20 protein-coding genes are annotated in these 22,618 nt (G+C 56.5%); 7 read left to right on the forward strand and 13 right to left on the reverse strand.

The window, feature by feature from the left end:
- Positions 1-8: 8 nt before the first annotated feature.
- From HGP17_RS09825 to HGP17_RS09865, 9 genes are all read right to left on the reverse strand, one after another.
- Entirely contained in the window at positions 9-1,088 is a 1,080-nt protein-coding gene (locus HGP17_RS09825; protein ID WP_168808409.1) for a sn-glycerol-3-phosphate import ATP-binding protein UgpC, read from the reverse strand.
- Positions 1,088-1,936, reverse strand: a complete 849-nt coding sequence (gene ugpE / locus HGP17_RS09830) for a sn-glycerol-3-phosphate ABC transporter permease UgpE (RefSeq protein ID WP_168808411.1) — start codon at positions 1,934-1,936, stop codon at positions 1,088-1,090. Before ugpE ends, HGP17_RS09825 begins: the two co-directional genes overlap by 1 nt.
- A gap of 9 nt (positions 1,937-1,945) precedes the next feature.
- A complete protein-coding gene (gene ugpA, locus HGP17_RS09835) occupies positions 1,946-2,827 on the reverse strand; it encodes a sn-glycerol-3-phosphate ABC transporter permease UgpA (RefSeq protein WP_168808416.1) in 882 nt (293 codons plus the stop codon).
- Positions 2,828-2,883: 56 nt separating this feature from the next.
- On the reverse strand, positions 2,884-4,155 hold the full coding sequence (gene ugpB, locus HGP17_RS09840; protein WP_246704045.1) for a sn-glycerol-3-phosphate ABC transporter substrate-binding protein UgpB: 1,272 nt from the start codon (positions 4,153-4,155) through the stop codon (positions 2,884-2,886).
- A gap of 322 nt (positions 4,156-4,477) precedes the next feature.
- Positions 4,478-4,753: a MurR/RpiR family transcriptional regulator gene (locus HGP17_RS09845; protein ID WP_168808418.1), complete on the reverse strand. Its 276-nt coding sequence runs from the start codon at positions 4,751-4,753 to the stop codon at positions 4,478-4,480.
- 50 nt (positions 4,754-4,803) lie between these two features.
- Positions 4,804-5,604, reverse strand: a complete 801-nt coding sequence (locus HGP17_RS09850) for an inositol monophosphatase family protein (RefSeq protein WP_168808419.1) — start codon at positions 5,602-5,604, stop codon at positions 4,804-4,806.
- Positions 5,605-5,651: 47 nt separating this feature from the next.
- Entirely contained in the window at positions 5,652-6,716 is a 1,065-nt protein-coding gene (locus HGP17_RS09855) for an ABC transporter ATP-binding protein (protein ID WP_168808420.1), read from the reverse strand.
- A complete protein-coding gene (locus tag HGP17_RS09860; protein ID WP_168808421.1) occupies positions 6,713-8,953 on the reverse strand; it encodes an iron ABC transporter permease in 2,241 nt (746 codons plus the stop codon). Before HGP17_RS09860 ends, HGP17_RS09855 begins: the two co-directional genes overlap by 4 nt.
- 69 nt (positions 8,954-9,022) lie before the next feature.
- A complete protein-coding gene (locus HGP17_RS09865; protein ID WP_168808422.1) occupies positions 9,023-10,051 on the reverse strand; it encodes an ABC transporter substrate-binding protein in 1,029 nt (342 codons plus the stop codon).
- Between the two features lie 186 nt (positions 10,052-10,237).
- Here HGP17_RS09865 and HGP17_RS09870 point away from each other — a divergent pair, with 186 nt between their 5' ends.
- The 4 genes from HGP17_RS09870 to aphA all read left to right on the forward strand — a co-directional run bounded on the left by HGP17_RS09870 (position 10,238) and on the right by aphA (position 14,418).
- On the forward strand, positions 10,238-11,245 hold the full coding sequence (locus HGP17_RS09870; protein ID WP_168808423.1) for a LacI family DNA-binding transcriptional regulator: 1,008 nt from the start codon (positions 10,238-10,240) through the stop codon (positions 11,243-11,245).
- A gap of 225 nt (positions 11,246-11,470) precedes the next feature.
- The gene (locus HGP17_RS09875) at positions 11,471-13,156 is read left to right on the forward strand and encodes a Na/Pi cotransporter family protein (RefSeq protein ID WP_168808424.1); all 1,686 of its coding nucleotides are present in this window, start codon (positions 11,471-11,473) and stop codon (positions 13,154-13,156) included.
- Positions 13,149-13,664: an NUDIX hydrolase gene (locus HGP17_RS09880; protein WP_168808426.1), complete on the forward strand. Its 516-nt coding sequence runs from the start codon at positions 13,149-13,151 to the stop codon at positions 13,662-13,664. The genes HGP17_RS09875 and HGP17_RS09880 overlap by 8 nt, the downstream gene beginning before the upstream one ends.
- Positions 13,665-13,731: 67 nt before the next feature.
- Positions 13,732-14,418: an acid phosphatase AphA gene (gene aphA / locus HGP17_RS09885; RefSeq protein ID WP_168808428.1), complete on the forward strand. Its 687-nt coding sequence runs from the start codon at positions 13,732-13,734 to the stop codon at positions 14,416-14,418.
- 456 nt (positions 14,419-14,874) lie between these two features.
- On the opposite strand, the gene HGP17_RS09890 is transcribed toward aphA, so the two are convergent.
- Positions 14,875-15,285, reverse strand: coding sequence for a YcxB family protein (locus HGP17_RS09890; RefSeq protein WP_168808430.1), 411 nt, complete (start codon positions 15,283-15,285; stop codon positions 14,875-14,877).
- A gap of 63 nt (positions 15,286-15,348) precedes the next feature.
- Between HGP17_RS09890 and HGP17_RS09895 the strand changes: the two genes are divergently transcribed.
- Positions 15,349-15,705, forward strand: a complete 357-nt coding sequence (locus HGP17_RS09895) for a hypothetical protein (RefSeq protein ID WP_168808432.1) — start codon at positions 15,349-15,351, stop codon at positions 15,703-15,705.
- Positions 15,706-15,825: 120 nt separating this feature from the next.
- Here HGP17_RS09895 and HGP17_RS09900 read toward each other — a convergent pair whose 3' ends face one another.
- The 3 genes from HGP17_RS09900 to HGP17_RS09910 all read right to left on the reverse strand — a co-directional run bounded on the left by HGP17_RS09900 (position 15,826) and on the right by HGP17_RS09910 (position 18,949).
- The gene (locus HGP17_RS09900; protein ID WP_168808434.1) at positions 15,826-16,119 is read right to left on the reverse strand and encodes a hypothetical protein; all 294 of its coding nucleotides are present in this window, start codon (positions 16,117-16,119) and stop codon (positions 15,826-15,828) included.
- A 464-nt stretch (positions 16,120-16,583) separates the two neighbouring features.
- Entirely contained in the window at positions 16,584-18,422 is a 1,839-nt protein-coding gene (locus tag HGP17_RS09905) for a methyl-accepting chemotaxis protein (protein ID WP_168808436.1), read from the reverse strand.
- Positions 18,423-18,661: 239 nt separating this feature from the next.
- Entirely contained in the window at positions 18,662-18,949 is a 288-nt protein-coding gene (locus HGP17_RS09910) for a hypothetical protein (protein ID WP_168808438.1), read from the reverse strand.
- A gap of 227 nt (positions 18,950-19,176) precedes the next feature.
- Between HGP17_RS09910 and HGP17_RS09915 the strand changes: the two genes are divergently transcribed.
- Positions 19,177-19,743, forward strand: coding sequence for a PAS domain-containing protein (locus HGP17_RS09915; protein WP_168808440.1), 567 nt, complete (start codon positions 19,177-19,179; stop codon positions 19,741-19,743).
- A 917-nt stretch (positions 19,744-20,660) separates the two neighbouring features.
- The gene (locus HGP17_RS09920; protein WP_168808442.1) at positions 20,661-22,142 is read left to right on the forward strand and encodes a PAS domain-containing protein; all 1,482 of its coding nucleotides are present in this window, start codon (positions 20,661-20,663) and stop codon (positions 22,140-22,142) included.
- The last annotated feature ends 476 nt before the right edge of the window (positions 22,143-22,618 follow it).

Here is a 22,618-nt window from a genome sequence, read left to right on the forward strand (position 1 = left end):
AACATCGGTCAAATTCTGGCGGGTATCGAACTCCCTGCGTGCGTTGTCGGTTCTTGACGGTTGCCAGTAGCATCGAAGAAATGCAGAGCCTCCAGGGAAGCGGCGATGTCGAGCTCGCTGCCGAGCGCAATCAGCGATCGGCCCGCAACGCGAAAGACCATCGATTGGCCATCGGCAAGAATGCCGTAGACGTAGCTTTCGGCGCCGACCAACTCCACCGCCTGGACCCGCACCCGTGCGCTAAAGGCGGTAGCGCTTCCGCTTTCGGCCAAGCGAATATCCTCCGGGCGAATTCCGACTGTCGCATTGCTACCGCTCGATGAGCCAAGGGCCGGCAACACAAAACCGTCGGTCATCCGAAGAAGGTTCATCGAGGGTGAGCCGATAAAGGTCGCAACGAACGTCGTGGCCGGCCGTTCATAGAGTTCGATGGGTGTTCCAACTTGCTCGATCCGACCGGCATTGAGAACGACCAGCCGGTCGGCGAGTGTCATCGCTTCCATCTGATCGTGCGTGACGTAGACGCTGGTCGTCTTGAGAGCGTGCTGGAGTGCCTTGATTTCGACACGCATTTGCACACGAAGCTTTGCATCAAGGTTCGACAACGGCTCATCGAACAGGAACGCTGCTGGTTCTCGAACGATCGCGCGACCCATCGCTACACGCTGACGCTGTCCGCCCGATAATTGTCGCGGTTTTCTATCAAGAAATTTTTCGATCTCCAACGATGACGCAGCTTTCTGGATGCGCTTTTCAATTTCAGCCGTCGGCATGTTTCGGTTTTTCAGACCATAGGTGAGATTCTGGCGCACCGTCATGTGCGGATAAAGGGCGTAGTTCTGGAAAACCATGGCAATGTCTCGCTCCGAGGGTTCGAGGTCATTGACGACCCGGTTTCCGATCGAAATCTCACCTGATGTGATACCTTCGAGCCCGGCGATCATCCTCAAAAGTGTCGACTTTCCGCATCCGGACGGGCCAACGAGAACAACGAACTCGCCATCTTTGATCTCTAACGAAATACCGGAAATCGCCTCCACACTCTTGCCGTAGATCTTGCGGACGTCCTTAAGGGTGATTGCAGCCATTACTTCTCAGTCTCCACGAGTCCCTTGACGAACCAGCGCTGCATCAGCACTACGACGACTATGGGGGGAATGATTGCGACGATTGCCGTCACCATGACGAGGTTCCACGGTGTCGAAGCATCTGCAAAATCCACCATCTTGCGCAATCCGATAATGATGGTGGTCATCTGCGCATTGTTGGTCACCAGCAAAGGCCAGAGGTATTGCGTCCATCCGTAGATGAATAGAATGACGAAGAGGGCGGCGATGTTGGTGGTCGAAAGCGGAAGCAGAATATCCCGCATGAATCGGAAGGGTCCCGCGTTGTCGATCCGCGCTGCCTCGACGAGTTCTCCGGGTATCGTCAGGAAGAACTGCCGGAACAGAAATGTGGCAGTTGCGGACGCCATCAAGGGAAGGGTTAAACCGGCATAGGTGTCGATCAAGCCGAGATCGACGACCACCTTGTAAGTCGGAAGGATGCGCACCTCGACCGGCAACATCAGCGTGATGAAGATCATCCAGAAGAACACCATGCGCAGTGGGAACCGAAAAAATACGATCGCATAGGCAGAAAGGAACGAAATGATGATCTTTCCGAGGGCAATCACCACTGAAACAAGAATCGTGTTCCAGAGCATCCGTTCGAGACTGACGCCGACGACGCGTTCCACACCGCCCGACAAGGCATCGCTATAATTCTCGACGAAATGCCTACCGGGCAACAGCGAGATCGGTGGTTTCAGGATTTCCGCCGACGTCATGGTCGATGCGACAAAGGTGTAGTAGATCGGGAAAGCCACGACGATGATGCCAAGAATGAGCATCAGGTGGCCGACGAGATTGGCGACGGGGCGCTTTTCGATCATGAACGGACCTCACCCATAATGGACCCGCCGTTCGACAAAGCGAAACTGAAAAGCGGTGAGCCCAATGACGATGATCATGAGGATTACCGATTGCGCCGCCGAAGACCCGAGGTTGAGGTTTACGAATCCGTCATTGTAAACCTTGTAGACAAGCGTTTCCGTTGCCTTGGCAGGACCACCCTTCGTGACTGAGTCGATGATACCGAACGTGTCGAAGAAGGCGTAGACGGTGTTGACGACAAGCAGGAAGAAGGTTGTCGGAGCCAGCAATGGAAAGACAATCGTCCAGAAGCGGCGGGCACCACGCGATCCGTCGATGGCCGCAGCTTCCAACAGAGATTTCGGAATCGCCTGCAGGCCCGCGACAAAAAACAGAAAATTGTAGCTAATCTGTTTCCATGCCGCTGCGACAACAACGAGGCAGATTGCCTGATTGCCGTTCAGCAGCGGATCCCAAGCGATACCATCGCGTCGTAGCATATAGGCAAACGTGCCCATTGCCGGATTGAACATGAACAGCCAGAGCATGCCGGCGACGGCCGGCGCTACAGCATAGGGCCAGATCAAAAGTGTCCGATAAAGTGTTTGCCCGCGCACGACCCTGTCTGCAGCAGTCGCCAGTGCCAGCGCGACAATCATGGAAAGAGCGGCCGTGGCAACGCTGAAGAGTACGGTCACTTGTAGGGAATGCAGGTAACTCGGATCGCGCAGGATCTGGCGGAAGTTTGCCAGCCCGACAAACCCGCTCTTCATGCCGAAAGGGTCCTCGCGCTGTAAGGACTGGTAGAGCGCCTGGCTGGCGGGCCAGAAAAAGAAGACCACGGTCAGGACGATCTGTGGTGCAACGAGGAAATAGGGAAGTACCTTGTTGGGAAAGACGACGGTCTGCACGACAATCTCCTAGAGGGTGCGGTCCACACTCGCGCGCGGACCGTGATTTCGCGTCGTCAGTTGCCGTTCGCCTCAGCGATCGCTGCATTTCCCCGCTCGACCGCTTTGTCGAGTGCCGTTTTGGCATCTTCCTTACCAGCGAGCATCGCCTCGAATTCCTCGTTCATGATATCGCGCACCTGAGGAAGATTGACGAGGCGAACGCCCTTGGAGTTTGCCGTCGGTGGCTTTCCCATCATCTGGAGGATGGGTGTTTCCATGCCAGGGTTTTTCTCGTAGAAACCTGACTTCTTGGTTTCGTCGTAGGCGGCCATTGTCACCGGCAGATAGCCTGAGACCTGATGCAGACGGGCCTGGATTTTGGTCTGTGACAGGAAATGGAAGAATTCGCCGATCCCCTTGTACTCCTGGTCTGTCTTGCCCGCAAACACCCACAGGCTCGCGCCCCCGGGAATGGTGTTTTGAGGGCGTCCGTCTCCTTCATCATAGGGAAGCTGGCCTATTCCATAAGGAATGCCCGCTTTGACGATGTCGCCGAGGCCACCGGAGGATTCCGTCAGGATGCCGCATTCGCCTGAGGTGAATAGCTGCTTGGCCTCGGACGTGCGGCCGCCATATCGAAAGGTGCCGTCTTTCGCGAGATCGGCGATCGCCTGGAAGTGCTGCACGAAGGGTGCAGCGTTGAATTCGAGCTTGACATCGGTGCCCCCGAGGCCGTTTTCATTCGTGCCGTAGGGGACATTATTCCAGGCCGCATAGTTCTCTGTCTGGATCCAGGTGAGCCAGGTTGATGTCAGTCCACAACTCGCAGCGCCACTTGACTTGATCTTTTTGGCTGCATCAAAAACCTGGTTCCATGTTTTTGGCGGGTTGTCTGCATTCAGACCGGCTTTCTTGAAGATGTCCTTGTTGTAGTAGAGGATCGGCGAGGAGGAGTTATAGGGGAAGGACAGCATGGTGCCGTCGGGTTTCGAGTAATAGGAAACAATCCCCGGTAGATAATCCGCCTTATTGAAGTCGTAGCCCGCCTGCTTCAAAACATCGGCCGCGGGCATGATCGCCCCTTCGGCTCCCATCATCACGCCACTACCCGCATCAAACACCTGAAGGATTGCCGGCGCCTGCTTTGCCCGGAAAGCGGCGATGCCCGCGTTGAGCGTTTCAGGATAGGTGCCTTTGAAGACCGGAACGACCTTGTAGTCTTTTTGGCTGTCGTTGAACTCCTTGGCGAGTTGATCGACCACTTGGTTGTTTGCGCCCGACATTGCGTGCCACCATTGAAGTTCGGTTGCTGCAAACGCGTGCGGAGCACTGGCAACAGAGGCCATTGCTATGATTGAGCAAGCTACAATGAAACGATTGGTCATATTTCCTCCCTGAAATCATGGTTATTCGTGCAGCAGGGGGCGACCCTCCCAGATCACCGTATATCTGCTGCAGGTTTCTAAACATCGCGCCCCATCGGTCCCTTCTGCAAGCGCGTTCATCAGAGTTAGCGCAGCATGGTTTTCTGTCCAGATGGCGAGATTTATTTATAAGCCAGCTATCCATCTTCCAGTCTTTGGTTCCGCCACCGCCTGGAGGCGAGCCACCCGCTAGGGTTTCAAATGAAGTTGGCAAATGACGCTCGGCCTTCCTGAGTTGTGGCGGCTAGTGTCGCCGCGACATCCGCCGCAACTCTTCTCGGAAAATCTCTCGGAATTCCCTGACCGATGGGAAACCGAGCACAACCGCCAATCGGGAAACTGTGCTGGGCGAAACGCCTGCAGACGACGCGATGAGTGAACACGACGCAAATGCCATGACGTCCGGATGGCGCAACGCATATTCAGCCAAACGAGTGAGCTGCATGGGAAACGGACCCAACTTCGCAAGACAGCCGAGCATTTCGCTTCTGTTGCGGGGAGAGGGAAATTCCAGAGCCATGCATGTCTCCTGAAAAAACTCACGCTTTGCATCCACCTGGACCGACCGGGCTACAGGCCCGCGATCTTCTTGAGGTCGTCGATTGCGCCCGGAGCGGCTGCCAGCACCGGCGCGCCCTTTGTCAGGCGCTCGCCCTCTGCCGGGAAGGGATGATACCAGCCACCAGCTTCCTTCACGAGGCAATAGCCGGCAAGGCAATCCCAGGCGTGCATGTAGGGTTCGTAGTAGCCAACAAGGCGGCCGGAAGCCACGTAGGCCAACATCAAAGCGCCCGACCCATTTCGAACAAAGTTGCCGCCCGCCTCGAGAATGCCCTCAACGATCTTGCCGACCGATGCTGGCGTAACGTGGCTGTTTGCGCCAAAGCCGGTTACGGCATTCTGGATCGTCCTCGTCGGATCGACTGTCAGCGGCTTGCCGTTCAGCGTTGCACCATTTCCGCGTCTTGCTGCATAGAGCTCGTCGAAGCAGGGAGCGTAAATCACGCCGACAACAGGAATGCCCTCATGGAGAAGCGCGATCGAAACGCACCAGTTTGGCATGCCGTTTACAAACGGGCTGGTGCCATCGATGGGGTCGACCACCCACGTGTAACCAGAGACGCCCTGTTCAAGTCCATATTCCTCGCCGAGGATGCCGTCTGTGTCGTAGGCCTCACCGAAGCGGCTTCGGATCAACTCTTCGACTTCACGATCGGCAACCGAGACGACATCTTGGAGATCGCGTTTTGTCTCGATGATCAGCGTGTCGCGACGCTTGAAATAATCGAGCGCGAGTTTGCCGGCCTCGCGGGCGACGGATTGGGCAAGCGCAAAGCGTTCTTCAATGCCGGTGACGGACTGGGAGTTCATTGCATTTTCCTTGTACCAAATGTGTCGATTACGACGAGGATGCGCGCTTAGCCGCCGATAATTGCTATGCCGCGATCCTTCAAACCGATCGCCACCTCCGTCGATGTCGGGAGAGGCTGCTCCATGCCGTTATCGACCACGAAGAGGGTCGACTTCTGCGTCTTGACTTCGTATTCGACGTGGTCGCCGAGGTAGGCTGCGTGGATGATTTGACCGCGGAACCCGGTGGCTGCGGTACTCGGCGACAGGCTTATGGCGTTCGGCCGCACGGCCAGTTGAGCAGGACCCTTCACCGCTTTCGCTGCTGCCATTCGATGACGCAGCCCCTCGACATCGATGATGGCATGGCCACCTTCGATGTCGATAACATTGCATGTGATCACGTTTGCCTCTCCCATGAAGTCTGCAATGAAGGCGGACGCTGGTGTTTCATACAGATCGCGGGGTGTGCCCTGCTGAGCGATCTCGCCTTCCTTCATCACGATGATCTCATCGGATACTGCCAATGCCTCGTCCTGGTCATGGGTAACGTAGACCGCGGTGAAGCCAAGGCGTTGCTGCAACTCCCGGATTTCCGTGCGAACGCGCCGACGCAGGCGCGCATCCAGGTTTGAAAGCGGCTCGTCGAGTAGGAGAACCTGTGGTTCGAGGACCAGCGCTCTTGCGACAGCGACCCGCTGCTGCTGGCCGCCCGAGAGCTCGGCGGGTAGTCGCTTGCCCATGCCGCTGAGGCCGACAAGCTGGAGGCCTTCTTCGGCGCGCTCGCGAGCCTCTTTCCGTTTCATGCCCGATGATTCCAGGCCGTAGGCGACGTTGTCCAGCGAGGTCATATGCGGAAACAGCGCATAGCTTTGGAACACCATCGACACATCGCGTTCATTCGCGGGCAGCATGGTGACGTCCTTGCCGGCGATCGAAATTCGACCGGACGATGGGTGCTCAAGGCCCGCAAGCATTCTCAGCGTCGTCGTCTTGCCGCAGCCCGAGGGTCCCAGCAAGGTGACGAGGGTGCCAGGCTCAATCGTCAGGGACAGGTTTGGGATGGCGGTGAAGGCGCCGAACGTCTTTTTCACGTTTTCGAAGACGACGGATCCAGGTTTGATCATGCTCATGCGGGTCTCTCCTGACCGATCGGAGTAGCAGCTGTTGCGGCGGGCGCAGCCATGGCGACGCGGTTCTCGCGTCTCAGACGGCGTTCGCCGACAAGGAACTGGAAGCCTGTGATAACAGCGATCATCACGACGATCAGCGCGGAAGAATAGGCGATCGCAACACCGTACTCGCCGTTCTCCACCAGTCCGACAATGAATGCCGTCGACATGTTATACTGCGCGCTGACGAGGAAGATCACGGCGCTGATCGATGTAATAGCGCGCACGAAAGAATAGACGAGGGCCGCGGTAATCGCCGGCCGCAGCAGAGGCAGGATGACCTTGCGGATTGTTCTAAAGCTGTTTGCGCCCAGCGTCAGTGATGCTTCGTCGAGGCTCTTGTCGAGCTGGCTCATGGCCGCAACACCGCCGCGCACGCCGACAGGCATATTGCGGAAGACGAAACACGCGACAAGGATTAGCGCGGTTCCGGTCATCTCAAGGGGCGGCAGGTTAAAGGCCATGATGTAGCTGATGCCGATGACCGTTCCTGGAATGGCAAAGCTCATCATCAACGCGAATTCGAAGAGGTTTCGGCCGACAAAGCGTTGGCGGACGATGATGTAGGCCGTGAGCAGTCCGACGGCAGCAGTCAGAGGGGCCGATATCAGGGCGATCTCCATTGTCGTCCAGAAGGAGTTCCAGGCAACGCCGGACCACTCCAACCCTCCACCGTTCCTGAACCCGATGGAGAAGGCCTTGACGTAGTGCTCGATGGTCAGGCTATTATCCAGGCCCCAGGTTTTGACGAAGCCGCCAAACAGGATCATCCCGTAGACGACCAACGTAAATGCGATCCAGGGAAGGACGAGGGCATGCACGGCGATGGAGAGGCCTTTCGGTAGGGCAATGTGCGCGCCGGAGTCACCCTTGCCCGTTACCGTCGCGAAACTTTTGCCCGAAAGCCAGAAGCGTTGAGCGATGAAAGCGGTCATGGTGAAGACCAGAAGGATCATGGCGAGAACGGCTGCCCGTGAGGGATCATTCTGCGAGCCGACCACCGCAAAGAAGATTTCCGTTGAGAGAACGCCGTGACTTCCGCCCAGCACCATCGGGTTGCCGAAGTCAGCCATGCTTTCGATGAAACCGATCAGGAACGCATTGGCCAAGCCGGGCGTCATCAGCGGAAGGGAAACTCGCCAGAAGGTGCGCCAGCGATTGGCTCTCAAGGTTTGTGACGCTTCCTCCATCGAGGGGCTGACACCTTCCACGACCCCAATCAAAACCAGAAAGGAAATCGGCGTGAAAGAGAGAACCTGGGCAATCCAGATGCCAGTCATGCCGTAGAGCCAGCGGCTCGGCTCGGTACCCGCAAGGCTGGCGACCCATTCGGTAACCACGCCTGAGCGGCCAAACAACAGGATCAGGGCGAGCCCGATGACAAAGGGCGGTGTGATGATCGGCAGGATCGTCAATAGCCGCAGGCCCTTCTTGAAGGGAAACCGGGTCCGCGTTGCCACAAGTGCAAAGCAAAGACCGAGCACGGTTGCGCCTGTGGCCGTCAGGATGGCGAGGCAAAGCGTGCGCCAGGCGACACCACAGCTATCACCACCGACCACGCAGCTCAGGCTCCAGACGGAAGGATCCTGAATGTTGGTGACAAAGCCGGTCGGATCGAATGAACCATCGATCGACTGGAAAGCCGCGACGAACATGCTGCCAACGGGGTAGAACACGAAGATTGCGACAAGAAAGATGAGCATCGTGATGGAGCCGACAACGAACCCATCTCCCTTCATCACTCCTCGTTTTGCCAATCCGAGCGAAAACAGCATGACAAAGACAATCGAGGTGACAATCGCACCGGCGCCCATAGACGGTTGACCGTCGGCAAGGGGGCTAAACAGGGTCTCGCTGAAGGACCAGCTCCACCCTGTGAAGTTGATCGCAAGACCCTGCAATGCGAGAAATGCCACCCCAAGCGCGCCTGCCCAGGCAAGCACAGCGCCTTGCCGCTCAGGTGTCCGCACAAACCGAGCAGCACCGGCTGCCATAAGGATAAGAGGCGCGGCTAGCAGCCACCATCGGCCAAAGCCAAAGATTTGCACGACAGCAGGACCGGTTGCCGCATCATTGGGGAAGCTGGCGAGCCATCCAAAGCCATAAAACCCGCCGTCTATCCGGTACCAGGGCAATATAAACATTGCCACGACGCCGACGATGATGGCGATGTCCTGCCTGCGATCGGCTTTTCCCATGCTGGTCTCCCGCTTACGTCCGATGAGGGCCGCCGAACACGCAAGGGTCGACAGCCCGAGGCCTTTGGCTTAGTTAGCCTTGGCGCCGATTTCCTTGTCCCAGCGCGAGAGTAGTGCCTTGCGGACCGTCGGATCGCCGTACTTCGCGAAATCATAATCGATGAGCTTAATGTCTTCGAACTTCGGTGCTTCCTTCGGCACTTCCGCTGACTTGTTCGACGGTAGCTGATAGGACTTGCCATCCTTCATGTGCGATTGCGCTTCAGCTGACAGTGCCCAGTCATACCATTTCTTGGCGTTCTCCAGGTTTTTCGCGCCCTTGATGATCGACATCGAGCCGATTTCGTAGCCGGTCCCCTCGCATGGCGCGACGGTCTTGATCGGGAAGCCCTCGACGGTCTGTGCCACCGCATCGTGCATGAAGACGATGCCAACCGTCGCCTCTCCGCGCGCCGCAGACTTCACGGGAGCAGAGCCGGATTTCGTGTATTGGGAGATATTGGCGTTCAACTTCGTGAGATAGTCGAACGCCTTGTCTTCGCCCATAATCTGCACGAGCGTGGCAAGGGTGTTATACGACGTGCCGGACGAATTCGGATTGGCGATCTGGATTTCTCCCTTATAAGAAGGATCGAGAAGATCCGCCCAGCATTTGGGCTCCTTCAATCCCTTCTTTTTCAAGAGCTCCGTGTTGTAGCCCCAACCCAGCGCGCCGGCGTAAACGCCGACTGTGCGGAACTTGGAGGTTTCGGCCTGCTTTTTGGCCCAGTCCTGGAGCTGGTCGAAAAGCGGTGACTTGTACTCCTGCGTCAAACCTTCCGCCGCAGCCTGCAAGTGAGGGTCGCCAGTTCCAGCCCACCAGATATCAGTCTTCGGGTTGCGCGCTTCCGCGCGGATCTTTGCATAGGTCTCGCCTGCAGAAAGGCGAACCATGTTCACCTTGATATCGGACTGCTTTTCAAAAAGATTCTTCATGACGTCGCAGACTTCGGGATCTGCTGAGCAGATCATGTTCAGTTCCCCGGCGGCATGAGCCGAAAAGGCGCAAAAGGACACACCCGCGGCAAGCAATGCCGCGGCCAACTTGATTGATCGCATGATTTCCTCCGTTAAGACGGCGCCTCCACGCCTATCGCTCTTTGCAAGCGTGTGCAAATGCTGCCGGTGATTGCCGGGCGTGTCAACCGATTTGTCGCAAAAATGTCGTTAACTAGAACAAAGTCACTCTTGCACGGCATTGCAAAACGGCGCAAATATCCGTGCATGGCTTTGTGGAGCAGGTGTGTGTCTCAAAAACTCTTCGTGAGTGCAGATGAGGTTGCCAAGCGAGCGGGAGTGTCGCGCTCGGCCGTGTCCAGGGCGTTCACGCCCGGTGCTTCCGTGTCTGAGTTGACCCGTCGAAAGGTTATTGAAGCGGCCGAAGAGCTTGGCTATCACGTCAATCAGCTTGCTCGCGGGTTGATGCGCAACGAGAGCGGCATTGTTTGTCTTATCGTATCCGATGTGGCAACGCCTTATCGCTCAGCCCTCCTCAGGGAATTGACCCAGCAATTGCAGACCGCGGGCAAGGTTGCGATGTTGGTCAACACCGATCGGTCCGATGGTAGCGTTGATCGCGCCTTGCAACAGGCGATACGGTACCGGGCAGATGCCTCGATCATCTTGTCCGGACTGCCGGACAAGTCGATCACGCAGCTGTGTCTGCGCAGCGGCCAAAGGCTAGTTCTCATCAATCGAGACGACGATCAACCAGGCCCGTTGCGTATCAACCTGGACGATACGGAGGCGGCACATAGAGTTGTGACCGCGTTCCTGCGGGCCGGATGTCAGCGGCTTGCCTTCGCAAATTCCGATGCGGGAACGCCGAGTTTGATGGCTCGTGAGCGGGGTTTTGTTGCAGCCGCCAAGACACAGGGGTTGGACGTAACCGTAGAGCGTTATGGCTTTACCAGCTACGATTCGGGAAAGATGCTTGCGCAGCGAATGCTGACCAGAACCGAGCGCCCTGACGCGGTGTTCTGCGCGACCGATCTGTTGGCTTGCGGATTCATGGACGCTGCTCGACACCAGTTCTCGATTTCAATCCCGGAACAGCTCAGCATTGTCGGCTTCGACGATATCGAACAAGCCTCTTGGACCTCCTATCAGCTGACGACCTTCGCACAGCCGGTAGCTGTTATCGCCGGCGAGGCGGTACAGTGGCTATCGGCGGAGCCGTCAAGCGAAAATGAACGAACATCCAAATTGCTACATCCGGAGCTGGTGTGGAGAGGGTCGGTGAGGGCAGGTTAGGGCAAATCCTTCCTCTTGCTTCAGTCTCCCGAGAACTGAAATTGGACATTCACAAAGTTGACTAACGTATTGTCGTAGCGACGCAAACGAAGATATATGACAGTTTTGTGACAATCCTTCTTGCATTGCCGAGCATTCAGGAGAAACATAGTCAGCTAACGAAACGTTTCGAGTCTACATGGCGGCGAATGCTGCTTGAAAGCCTGTTCAATCGAAGGGATCACCATGGCTCTGTTTGTTGGTTTGATCGCGCTCGCGGGGCATATCGCGCTGTTGCTCTGGGGCACCCGCATGGTGCAGACAGGTATTCAGCGTGCCTTTGGCCCCAATCTCAGATCCTTCCTCGGCCATGCACTCAGCAACCGCGTCAAAGCATTCTTTGCGGGAATGGGGGTCACGGCGATCCTGCAGAGCAGCACGGCCACAGGGCTGATGGCATCGGGCTTTGCGGCCGGCGGCCTCGTCGATCTGGTCCCAGCACTGGCGGTCATGCTCGGCGCGAATGTCGGCACGACCTTGATCGTTCAGGTTCTGTCCTTCGACGTTTCTGCGGCGTCGCCTGCACTGGTCCTGATCGGCGTGCTGATGTTCCGCCGGGTCTCCAACCCCCAAGTCCATGATCTCGGTCGCGTCGTCATTGGGCTTGGCTTCATGCTGCTGGCACTTCACCAACTGCTGGAGCTCATGACGCAGTATGAGGGATCGAGCGCGCTGTCGTCCGTTCTCGCCGCGATCTCGGCAACCCCGGTGCTCAGCATTCTGCTAGCCGCCGTTCTGACATGGGCCGCCCATTCGAGCGTTGCCGTCGTGCTGCTGATCGTATCACTGGCAAGCAAGGGATTGATCCAGCCGGAACAGGCTTTCGCGCTCGTTCTCGGTGCCAATCTTGGCACGGCGATCAATCCCGTCGTCGAGGGCCATTCAGGCTCGGATCTGTCGCACAAACGTCTGCCGATCGGAAACTTGCTGACCCGCATCATTGGCGTGACTATTGCTTTGCTCTTGTTGTCGCCGATCGCCCGGCTGTCGGCCATGATCGACGACAACAACGCCCGTGCCGTCGCCAACTTCCACACGGCGTTCAATCTCGTCTTGGCAGCGCTGTTCATGCCGTTTCTGTCGCCCTATGCAGATGCGCTGACCAAGATGTTTCCGCGCAAGGTTGACGAGAGCGATCCGGCGCGGCCACGCTATCTTGATCCGGCGGCGCGAGAAACACCTGTCGTCGCACTTGGCGCTGCAGCGCGCGAGGCTCTCAGGCTGGTCGATGTGCTGACTGAAATGCTCACCGGCGCGAAGGCTGCTCTCTCCAGCACGGATCGCAAGGCATTGTCGGCTTTGCGCGCCAAAGACAATGTGCTCGATAGCCTGAACACCGCCGTCAAGACCTACCTGACTTCGATCGACCCGGACGAGCTCGGCGAGGTCGATAAAAGGCGCCTGAACGAGATCCTGCTGTTCTCCATGAACATGGAGCATGCCGGCGATGTTCTCGATCAGAACCTGCTGCCGCATCTCGCCAAACGCCTCCGCCGGGGCCTCAACTTCTCGAAAGAAGGGCAACTTGACCTGTCGCGGCTATTCGATCGACTGACCGCCAATCTGCAGACGGCGGCGGCGCTCTTCATGACGCAGGATGAACGCGCCGCCCGGCTGCTGGCCGATGAAAAGGTCCTGTTCCGAAAAGCGGAGCGCGAGGGGACAGAAGCCCACTTCCAAAGACTGCGTGACGGCAGTATCGAGACAATGGAAACCAGCTCGCTTCACCTCGATCTTGTGCGCGATCTGAAGCAGATCAACTCCCATCTCGTTGCGGCCGCCGCCTATCCGGTTCTGGAAGAACGCGGCGAACTCCTGCAGAGCCGAACCGTGAAGCCGGATGGACGAACAATCGCACAAACGCATGCCTAAGCGGAAGAGCAAGACCTATCTCGGCCAGCTTGCAGAGCAGGCCGACCGGCTGTTTCGCGGACAGGCGATCGAGCAATATGCGGCGATCTGCTATATGCGCCTGCCCGACGGCATCAGAGTGCTGCTGATCACCTCCCGTCGAAGCGGTCGCTGGGTCATTCCCAAAGGATGGGCGATGGACGGACGCGCGCCTCATCAGGTCGCGGAACGTGAGGCTTGGGAGGAGGCGGGTATTCGGGGCAAGGCGCGCAAGAAACCGCTCGGCTATTACACCTATCTGAAGATGCTCGACACCGGCGACAAGGTCGCTTCTGTCGTCCAGGTTCATCTGGTGGAGGTGGTGGCGATGGACCTTGAGTTCAAGGAAAGGGGACAGCGGACGCTCGTTTGGCTTACGCCGCATGAAGCATCGGTCCTTGTGCGCGAACCGGAACTCAAGAGCCTTCTTGGTCAAGTTGAAACGGTGTTGACCAAGCGCAAAAAGTCGAAAGTGACAAATCCGAAGTGACAATGAGATGCAGAAATCACGACCAAAATCCACGATCTCCATCGGATAGCCAAAAAGAGAGAAATCAATGAAGAGAATGCTCTATAAAATTGCTTTTGTCGCATGCCTGGCAATGCCGCAGGGTGCCTCTGCCTTCGATGTAGCCACGCCCGGGGCTACGACCGACGAACTCTCCCACCACGACGCGATCCATTGGGTGGACGTCGCCCAGATCGAGAAATCGCTGGAGGGGCAGCCACCGATGACAGTTGGATTCGACGTGGACGACACCGTGTTGTTCTCCAGCCCATGTTTTTTCTATGGCCAGCAAAAATACTCGCCCGGCAAGTACGACTATCTAAAGAATCCGGCGTTCTGGGCCGACATCAATGCAAACTGTGACATCAACTATTCACTTCCTAAGGATGTTGCCGCCAAGCTGATCGCCATGCATACAAAACGCGGCGATACGATTTATTTCATTACGGGGCGCACCAAGAGCGAGGGCGAGCGCCTGACCGAAACCATCAAGCGCGACTTCAATATGGCCTCGGTCAACCCCGTCGTGTTCACCGCCGGCGATGCAACGAAGACGTCATTCCTGAAGGACAAGGGCGTCAAGATCTACTATGGCGACGCGGACGGAGACATGAAGCAGGCCATCGAAGTCGGTGCACGTCCCATTCGTGTTCTTCGCGCTTCCAACACGACCTACAAGCCTCTGCCGAAGAACGGATCTCTGGGAGAAGAGGTGATCATCGATTCCGATCACTGAAAGCCGGTCACGAGCGTTGAAGCTTGAACGATCATTATGCGTTTGACGTCCTAACTCACCTTCGGCGTAACCGTCATAACGCTCGGCTTTTCAGGATCGGGAAACTTTTCGTTCGACCTTGCGGCGGCACGCGCCAATGACAATCTCGAGGGCTTTCTCTCGGATCAGACATCTCTTCGCTTCAAGGCCAACGTGCTCGGCGAGGCAGGATGGCGAGCATGGAGCATATCGAGTTGGCGGCTGACGACCTGCTGGACAGTCGGGCTAACGCTCTATGACGCACCCTGACGCGCCGCCTGCACGATGTCGTTGTCCCCGCCTTCGGAGGACGTCGCTTGCGATCACTTCGATGGGTTGATAGTCGTTAGACATAAGCCTGTCCTCAAACCTGCGCTTGAGGCTTTTTGTTCATGACGACTGGCTGGTCAAAGAAGAGAGCACTTCACGCTTCTTTAGCTACATAGTTGCGTGCGCGAGAATTCCGAAACAACACCTTCGGATGTCCGCTATCTGCTCTTGGGTCAGCACCCGTTTTGGTAGCATCTGATAGCTGTAGTCCGACCTGCAAAACATAAAAAGATGGCGACCTTCACGCCACTTCGAATAGTCGCCCCAAGCAATTCGGTTATATATCCCCGGTTGCTCGACCTCGTAAGCATCCTCATCCCAACTAACCGTGGCGGTTTGACGAAGTAGTGTATCCTGACGGAAACGGTGGCGAATGATAATGGGCCCGAGTACAAGCGGAATGACAAACGCCACGCCAAAAGTCGCGATAAACATGATCAGGGTAAATAGCGGTAAATTCTCGAGCAGTTCGGACCAAGGCATCCCGATCATGTGAAAAAAACCCGCCAGCGCCACCACTCCGCCGCTCCAAATAGTCGAGACTCTGATGATTGTTCGGAGATCACATATCGCGCTGAAAACATGAAGATGCCCTGCGCGGCGCAAGTCGAGCTCGCTCAGTATGAATGTGACTTTCCGATTCATATGAGTCTCGCTACTTGCTTGATTTTCGTCGCGCAGTTCTCGACAAAGGTAAAAAGCCTGCGCCTGAGTTTTGCCACCGGCAATTTTCCCCGCTGCTTAGGTCGCGATTTTGCCGAAATCTATTTGGCTGTCCAGATCGGGACCGAATCGGCCAAGCCAATCACGCAGCCAGTGGCGACTGTGGGACCAGACGCCTGGCAACATCAACCGCGCCGAGCGAGCTTGATTGGTCATCATCGAAGCAACGGCGTCCAGCGCCGCAATAGTCTGGCGTGGCGTTACCAAGGGGAATGAAGATGAGATTCGCGTTGTGGTCCATCGCATCGTTGAGGACGGAAGCATGTTGTCGTCCGTACAGGGCAGGCCACGAAGATTGCGATGAGCGTTCGCTTTGATCGGCCCCTTTCTTCGAAGTCATACGGCTGTTGCTGAACCAATGTCAAATCCTATCCGCGGAACATCCCGCACGGGGAACATGTCTTCTCCATAATGATGAAGGCGGGTGTGGTGGCGACGGCAAAGCCACCTGACGACCAACGGATCGTCATATTGGTCGTGGTGAGCGTCCACGGACTCAATTCCGCAAACTTCGCACGTCTGCTTTAACAACTCTCCAAGCTTTAGTGCACGTTGCACGGCAAGGTGAGCATCATATTTGTCGGGGTTCGCGCGGCGCCAATGGGCTTGTCGCGTATCGGTGTTGAGCATTGCCTACGCCTCGAGCGGTTCCTATCATATACTCATATATTGTAGCATCCGTCGGAAAATTAGAACACATAAAGAACATTATTTTGTTAGGTTAAGCGTAAACAGGCGTGAGGCACTCTGCGACCTCGTTCTAAAGTGGCATGATGACAAGACAGCCTTTTGGGCCGGACGAATATTCAAGAACCAATTCTCGGACAACACTTCCGGCGCTGGCTGAACAATCGGCAGTGTCGCCGGCGCAATAATCAGACGGCCCTCACACCTCTCCTGGACTATGACAGGGCCACGATCCGACCGCCGCATACCGCTCGCCTGTCGGATCGTTGACATGTCGCCACCAGTTTACCGGGTGAGTTCGCTGGTGTCATTCGGCTGGATTTTTGCATGTAGCTGGTGGTTCGGTGATTATAATTTCGATGAACGGAACGCCCCGGCTGTGACAACGCCTCGCGGGGCCATCTTTGTCAGGCGGCGCGTCGTGCGGCATAGCTATGTGACGGCTGAGCCTGCTCGCTATCCGCAGCTGAGAAGCGGAACCGGGCGATCTGATCCTTGAGACGACCGCCTTCGACCGCAAGCGTGGCGCTTGCGGCGTTGGTTTCTTCGACCATGGCGGCGTTCTGCTGCGTCACCTGATCCATCTGGTTGACGGCAGTATTGACTTCACCGAGCCCGACAGACTGTTCGCGGGAAGATGTGGCAATAGAATCCATGTGCTTGTTGATGGTGGCGACATAGTTCTGGATCGCTGCGAGTGCCTCGCCTGTTTCCCGAACAAGCTTGACGCCGCCCGAAACCTCAACCGCCGAGGTGCCAATCAACGTCTTAATTTCCTTTGCTGCGGTTGCTGAGCGCTGCGCGAGTTCGCGCACTTCTTGAGCAACCACCGCAAAACCCTTGCCTGCTTCTCCGGCGCGCGCCGCCTCAACGCCCGCATTCAGCGCCAGAAGGTTTGTCTGAAATGCGATCTCGTCGATAACGCCGATGATACTCGAGATCTCGTTTGAGGACTGTTCGATCTTCTGCATGGCACCGACTGCTTCAGCGACAACCGCTCCTGATTTGGCCGCACTGGCACTGGCCTCGATCGCCACCAGCCGGGCTTCCTCCGCCCGCTTCGAAGAATTCGAGACGTTGACGGTGATCTGGTCGAGTGCTGCAGCTGTTTGTTCGAGAGAGGCAGCCTGCTGTTCGGTACGACGCGCGAGATCGTTGGCACTAATGCTGATCTCGCGGGTACCGCCGTCGATAGAATGCGCGCTCTGGGCGACTTCGCCGAGAACATCGGCGAGCTGCGAGACAGACGCGTTGAAGTCGGCCCGCAGGGACTCGAAGTCCGGAGCGAAGGCCTCGTTCAGCTGGAAGAAGAGATCGCCGGAGGCAAGATGCTTCAGGCCAAGACCAAGTCCGGTAGTTGCCTGGCGCATGGCAGCTGCCGCTATCTTCTCTGCCGCCTCGTTTCGAAGACGCTCCTGTTCGGTCAGTCCGCGCTGTGCGGCACTTTCCTCCTCAAGACGAATGTTGGTAAGTGCATTTTCGCGGAAGATTTCGACCGCAGCAGCCATCCCACCGATTTCATCGGTGCGGCCGGCGTAAGGGATGACCTTCGCGGTATCGCCTGCTGCCAGCGCTTGCATGGAGGCGGTGATCGTCTGGATCGGCTTGGCGATGCTGGTGATAGAAAAGTAAACTGCGGCAGTCACGATCAGAGCAGTGAGCCCGACCACGAGATAGATCATTGTAGTCGCGGAATTGTAGGCCACTGCGCCCTCCGACAAGGTCGCTTTAGTCTCGCCGTCGTTGAATTCGATCAGCTTGTCGAGGGCGGCAGTGACTTTGGCGACTTCCGGAAACATCTGACTGAAAAATATAGTATTGGCCTCAGCATCCTTGTTCGCACGGGCAAGCGCCAGCATTTCCTGCAGCGGTTTGCGATATGCGGATACGGCGTTCGTAAGCTCAGTCACGAGCGTTTGTCCCTCCGCGCTCTCGAACATTTGCCCATAAGCAGCGAGCGCCGCGTCAAGGGTCCTGGTGCGAAGCGCAACCGACTGTTCGGCGTCCGTCATCTCGGTTGGGGTGGACGCGAGGATCAAGCGAGCATTGGCGAAGTTGACACGGTGAAAAGCCGCTTCAAGGGCGCGACCGGCAATCCCCTTTGGCATCTTTTCTGTGGCGATCACAGCGCTGCGATGATGAATAGCGGCCATGCTGGAAATGGCGTCATAGGCAAGCATGGCAACCATAAGCCCAACGGCGCCAAACAGGCATGATAGCAGCGTCTTGATATTCGGGCGGGTCATCAATGTCTCCGGCATTGGGCGGAAAATATCCGCGTGTGTCAGGGCTACGGGCCGCCGAGACAGTCATTGCCTGGAAAGTCAGCTTCGGATCGGAGATCATGTCCGGTGAGTATGTTGATCGAAAATGGCTAACAGCAGATTACCACGCAGGAAGCGAAAGCAGTTTTGAGATAAAGGCAAGCTGTTATGCCGTCCACGTAGTAAATCTCGGTCTAGGGATGCAAAATCGCGGGCGAATATTACTCGAAAAAGTTGCTCAGCATTTGGAGCACGTCAAGGACTGCGGCGGATCCACACGTATAAGTCATGGTGGCGATGACTTTGTTGTCTAAAATCACGTGTTTGATCGACTGACGTCTTCCGCTCCGCTCAGCGATAGCAAGGCGACGAGAATGTAGGTCGGTAACGTTGTCCAAATGGCCGTGGTCGGCGACCGATTGAAGTATCGTCAGGATATCGGACACAGATTTTGAGAGGGTCTGCCTTGCGGTGAAAGCTTTTGCACCAGATTGATCGAAGGCATCCATCGGTTCACCCAAGCTGTCGCGGCGCAGCGGCCTATCATGCCGAGCAAAGAGCATATCTGCCGTCTTACCTCAATCGATGAATTCGCTCAGATCGAGATAAGCGGGGGAATTGCAGTTAAAAACACGGCACCGTCATTAATTTCGACTATTCGAATAGTCTCTAGTCTTGCGGTCTTGGTTCAAGGATCTAATATCGGGAAAAGAACGAATGGTGAAGGCGGGGAACCATGGCACAGATCACGAAAGTCTACTCACGACATCTTGTGGAACAGCACGGACAGGAGCACGTCGGTGTATTTACTTGGGATGTGGATAGCGATCTTTTCTTTGCTGATCAGGCTCTAGCGCGTATATTCGAGATCGACCCCCATGAGGCTGAGCGCGGACTGCCGCTGATGACTTTTCTCAATCGGATCCATCCAGACGATCGAGCCCGGGCAGCCAAGTCGATTCATGACACGATCCTGAGTGGAGGACCCTGTCAACAGGACTATAGAATCGTCCAGCGGCAAGGCCCTCCTATCGACGTTATGGCATTTGGCCGCTGCTTCAAGGGGCGGAATGGTGGCGCGACCCACTACGCCGGGGTCGTACAGCCGATAGCGGAAGAGAGCGTTTTGAAGGCAAATGTCCGCAGCCTTTGCGAAGCAGCGCATTTCGCTGCCAGTCAAGCGGGACAGGCAAGGGTTGCCGACCATCTTGCCAACGCTATTGCGGAGTTCGATACGACAGGTGATGACGCACCTGGCGCCCAGTCAGACGATGTCGTTCTAACGAGCCGCTTTCAGGGTTAGATGCATTGGTGCTCGCTGTGTTCGGTCGTCCGGTCGCCTTGCTGATTCGCTTTCAGCGCCATGGTCCGAGCGGTCGACTTCGCCACGATGTGCACCGTGTCCGCACTTGGCAAAAGCAGTGACTATAAGACAAGCTCGGACGCCATTGCGACGTCGATCGATACAGTTGTCGTCCCTAGGATCCGGTCTCGCGATTGTTGTGGCGCAATGCTCGTCTCGACCCGGATCTACCCCGTAATCTCGAAAGCAGGTGTGCCGAGCGGCCATTCTCGGACACGAGAGAATCTCAGTCAGCCTTGAGGCAAGCGACAAAACGGTGTTACCGATGGCTTATTGCGGCAGCGAGCAACTCACCAGGCTGATGCGAACGCATTCGTATGATACGGACGTCATTCTAGAGCGGCGCTTCGATGGCACTGGTGTCGGCGGAAGAGGCCTTGGCGCGGAACTGTAGAAGTCGAGAGGCACTTGATTAGAAATATATGAGAGGCCGTAACCTGTTGGATCCATTGCCCTGTCATCGGCGATTAACGTCTTTGGCGCGCCACCAGCTGGATCGCGTGAGCAGCTCCTCTTCGCTTCATTACGGCGGGGCCTTGAGCTTTTTGCCGAGCGCCAAAAGTCGTCTGTCTAACGGAAGCCGGAACCTGTCCTACTGAAGGCTTACTTCAACGACATGAATAGCGGGATCAGATTTTGTCGGTTTGGAGCATGAAAATTGCGCATATCGTTAGACACCTGTCCCATGAGACCAGATGTTATCCGACGACACTGGTTCGAACGGAACTTTAGACTAAGTCTGACATTCAAAGGTTGTGCTCTTTATCCACCAAACGACGGGCGCATTTCCGACGCGGTCAACCTGATTTTCCTTACGATATGATGAGCTGCCGATAGCGGCGTAGTGGCGGAGCGTAATGACCGAGACTGAAGATGATCGAATCGATAGAGAAATTCACAAAACGGCGGCGTCAAGCGATCCATTCGCTGCCGCCGTTCGCACGACACGCATGCCGATGCTCATTACCGATCCACATCAGCGCGATAACCCGATCATCTTCGTCAACGACGCGTTCCTAAGGCTCACCGGCTATTCACGTGACGAAGTCATGGGGAACAATTGCAGATTGCTCCAAGGGCTCGGCACGAACCGCGACGATGTCACCCGCATCCGTAACGCTATCGCGCGGCGGGAACCGATTGAGCTTGATCTCCTGAATTACCGCAAGGACGGTTCAACCTTTTGGAACCGTCTGCTGATCTCTCCAGTTTTCGATGAAGCCGGTGAGCTTCGTCATTTTTTTGCATCCCAGTTTGATGTCTCTCCCGACAGAAACCGCGTGACCGAGTTGCAAGTTTCTCATGGCGAACTGGAAACCGAAATCGAGCGTCGAATGCTCGATCTTTCGACGACGGAGAACCGGCTTAGATTTATCCTGAAAGCCGCGGGCATGGGTGTATGGACACTCGACCTTGCAACGAAAAGGCTCATTGCCTCCGACCACTGCAAGACGAACTTTGGCCGCTCCCCCAAGGACACGTTTTCCTACGAGGACTTGGAGCAAGCCATCCATCCATCCGATCGGACAAGGTGGAAATTGGCGGTCGAGGAAGCGATCGCAGGGAATGGCGAGTTCGTTGTCGAGTATCGGATAAACACCCCGGTTCTCGAGGAGCGATGGATCGAGGTTCGCGGCCAGGTCGACCGCGATTTGACCGACGCGCCGACATCGATGGCAGGCATCTCGCTTGATATCACGGCTCGTAAGCATGATGAGCAGCACCGAAAGCTCCTTGCACGCGAACTTAATCATCGCGTACAGAACTCGCTGTCCATGGCGCAATCGGTCTTCGCCCAATCACTTCGCTCGGCGACGACTATCGAAGAAGCGCGCACGTTGGCATTTGGCCGCGTTCAGGCTTTGTCGACTGCCCAAAATCTCTTGACCAAGGAAGGCTTTAGCAGTGCAACGCTTCGGGACGTCGTCGAACAGACGCTCGCTCCATTCGACGGCGGCAACATAAAGATCGCCGGACCGCGCGTTGAAGTCGGGGCGAGGGTTGTCTCAGCACTATCGCTCGCCTTGCATGAGCTGGCGACCAATGCCTCAAAATACGGCGCGATGACTTCATCGCAGGGGTCGGTGACAATCTCGTGGGAGATCGAGCGCGAAAGTGACCCGACGTTGCACTTCTATTGGAGTGAGATGGGTGGCCCCGAGGTTGTCGCACCCAAGCGCAAGGGTTTCGGCTCGAGAATCATTGAGGATACGGTCAAGCTGGAGCTGCGGGGAGAGGCCAGGATCGACTACCGCCGGTCGGGTATCCTTTATGAAATCATCGCGCCCGTGGCCGCGTTGGGCGACGTTCAGCCGGCGGAGCGAGCATTTGAGCGATGACGGACCGGAAAATAGGCGCCCGTCCGGCTGACGTCACGGAACCAAGGCCTTTGTTCCGTTGAACAAGTTTCTGAGATTGCTCCATTTCTTGGTCAGGCGAAGACTGTTCCGGCCACCGATGCGGCCTTTGCTTGAGAGCGGATCTACGGGCCTGTGGACGCAATTTGTCGCGGACTGTGTCTTTTCGACAGATACGAGGCTCAGGATGATCAGCTTCGGACGAAGGATCGGAGCGGTTAGCGTGCCCTATCTGGCGGCGTCATGAACGGGGCGGGCCAACGTGGCTGCTAGGACCTCGGCGGCGATCTTCATGACGACATAGCCTCTTGTATGCTCGGGCACGATCTACTCGATTGCCACCCGATAACTCTGCTCGAATGCACCGTGAATTGGGGATGGGGATATCATAAATTTAATGAGCGGTGCCTTATGCAACTTGACTCCATTATTGCCGCATGCACTGAGTAACAGCTCAG

This window comes from Rhizobium sp. P38BS-XIX (assembly GCF_012641435.1).
In the GTDB taxonomy this organism is placed as follows: domain Bacteria; phylum Pseudomonadota; class Alphaproteobacteria; order Rhizobiales; family Rhizobiaceae; genus Rhizobium.